This is a genomic window from Roseovarius sp. MBR-154 (assembly GCF_053628595.1).
The window spans coordinates 1-2,201 of sequence record NZ_JBRJGR010000062.1 but is presented as its reverse complement, the minus strand read 5'-3'; the positions used below and the strand labels follow the sequence as shown (position 1 = coordinate 2,201).

The window sequence follows — 2,201 nt, the reverse complement described above, 5'->3', positions numbered from 1 at the left end:
TGAATATCCATGAGTATCAGGCGAAGGCGTTGCTTCGCAGTTACGGCGCGCCGGTGTCGGAGGGGCGGGCGGTGTTGCGCGCCGAGGAGGCGAAGACGGCGGCGGGCGCGCTGGACGGTCCGCTCTGGGTGGTCAAGGCGCAGATCCACGCGGGCGGGCGCGGCAAGGGCACCTTCAAGGAGACCGGGGCCGGTGACGGCGGCGGCGTGCGGCTCACCAAATCCGTGGAAGAGGCCGCCGACGAGGCCCGGCGCATGCTGGGCCGCACGCTGGTGACCAAGCAGACCGGCCCGGCGGGCAAGCAGGTCAACCGCATCTATATCGAGGACGGCGCCGGCATCGAGACCGAGATGTATCTCGCGCTGCTGGTGGACCGGGTGACCTCTCGCGTCAGCTTCGTCGCCTCCACCGAGGGCGGCATGGATATCGAGGAGGTGGCCGAAAAGACACCCGACAAGATCCTCAGCTTCTCGGTCGATCCAGCCACCGGCTATCAGCCGTTCCACGGCCGCCGCATCGCCTTCAACCTCGGCCTTTCGGGCGGGCAGATCAAGCAATGCGTGGCACTCATGGGCACGCTCTACAAGATGTTCCTGGAAAAGGACATGGAGATGCTCGAGATCAACCCGCTCATTGTCACCGACAAGGGCGATCTGAAATGTCTCGACGCCAAGATGAGCTTTGACTCGAACGCCATCTACCGCCACTCGGACATTGCCGAGCTGCGCGACACGACCGAGGAAGACCCCAAGGAGCTTGAGGCCTCGAAATACGACCTCAACTATATCGCGCTGGATGGCGAGATCGGCTGCATGGTCAATGGTGCGGGTCTCGCGATGGCGACGATGGACATCATCAAGCTCTACGGCGCCGAGCCTGCCAACTTCCTCGACGTGGGCGGCGGGGCGACCAAGGAAAAGGTCACCGAGGCGTTCAAGATCATCACGTCCGATCCGCAGGTCAAAGGCATCCTCGTCAACATCTTCGGCGGCATCATGCGCTGCGATGTGATCGCCGAGGGGGTGGTGGCGGCGGTCAAGGAGGTTGGCCTCAAGGTGCCGCTGGTGGTCCGTCTCGAAGGCACCAATGTCGAAAAGGGCAAGGAGATCATCAACACCTCCGGCCTCGACGTGATCGCCGCCGACGACCTCAAGGACGGCGCCGAGAAGATCGTGAAGGCTGTGAAAGGGTGAGCGCCGCTCCGGGGCCCCGGCCCCGGCAAACGCTCCGGCGGAGCGTTTGAGGCGCGAACGGGCGGAGCCCCGGACCATCCGGCCATATCTTAACGCGGCCTCGCCGCAGAAATTCAGGAGAACGCCACAATGGCAGTCCTCGTAGACGAAAATACCAAAGTGATCTGTCAGGGCCTCACCGGCAGCCAGGGCACGTTCCACTCTGAACAGGCCATCGCCTATGGCACGAAGATGGTCGGTGGCGTCACCCCCGGCAAGGGTGGCAGCACGCATCTCGACCTGCCGGTCTTCAACTCGGTGCATGAGGCCAAGCACGCGACAGAGGCCAATGCGAGCGTCATCTACGTGCCCCCACCCTTCGCCGCCGACAGTATCCTCGAGGCGATCGACGCCGAAATGGAGCTCATTGTCTGCATCACCGAAGGCATCCCGGTGCTCGACATGATGCGCGTCAAGCGCGCGCTCGAGGGCTCCAGCTCCAAGCTCATCGGCCCGAACTGCCCCGGCATCATCACGCCCGACGCCTGCAAGATCGGCATCATGCCCGGCCATATCCACAAGCGCGGCTCGGTCGGCGTGGTCTCGCGCTCGGGCACGCTGACCTACGAGGCGGTGAAACAGACCTCGGACGTGGGCCTTGGCCAGTCGACCTGCGTCGGCATCGGCGGCGATCCCATCAAGGGCACCGAGCATATCGACGTGCTGGAATGGTTCCTCGCCGATGACGAGACGCAGTCGATCATCATGATCGGCGAGATCGGCGGCTCGGCGGAAGAAGACGCCGCACAGTTCCTGGCCGACGAGAAAAAGCGCGGCCGCTGGAAACCCACCGCAGGCTTCATCGCCGGCCGCACCGCCCCCCCGGGCCGCCGCATGGGCCACGCGGGCGCCATCGTCGCGGGCGGCAAGGGCGGCGCCGACGACAAGATCGAGGCGATGAAATCCGCCGGCATCACCGTCGCCGACAGCCCCGCAGGCCTCGGCGAGGCCGTGCTCAAGGCAATCGGC

The 2,201-nt window shown here is 65.1% G+C and carries 2 protein-coding genes; both read left to right on the top strand.

Going from position 1 to position 2,201, the window contains the following annotated elements:
• On the top strand, nt 1-1,193 hold a 1,193-nt coding region (sucC, locus tag ACSSV4_RS23130), incomplete at its 5' end, for an ADP-forming succinate--CoA ligase subunit beta (protein ID WP_454277326.1).
• A gap of 129 nt (nt 1,194-1,322) precedes the next feature.
• Nucleotides 1,323-2,201, top strand: an 879-nt coding sequence (gene sucD, locus ACSSV4_RS23125) for a succinate--CoA ligase subunit alpha (protein ID WP_454277325.1), incomplete at its 3' end; no start/stop codon positions are given.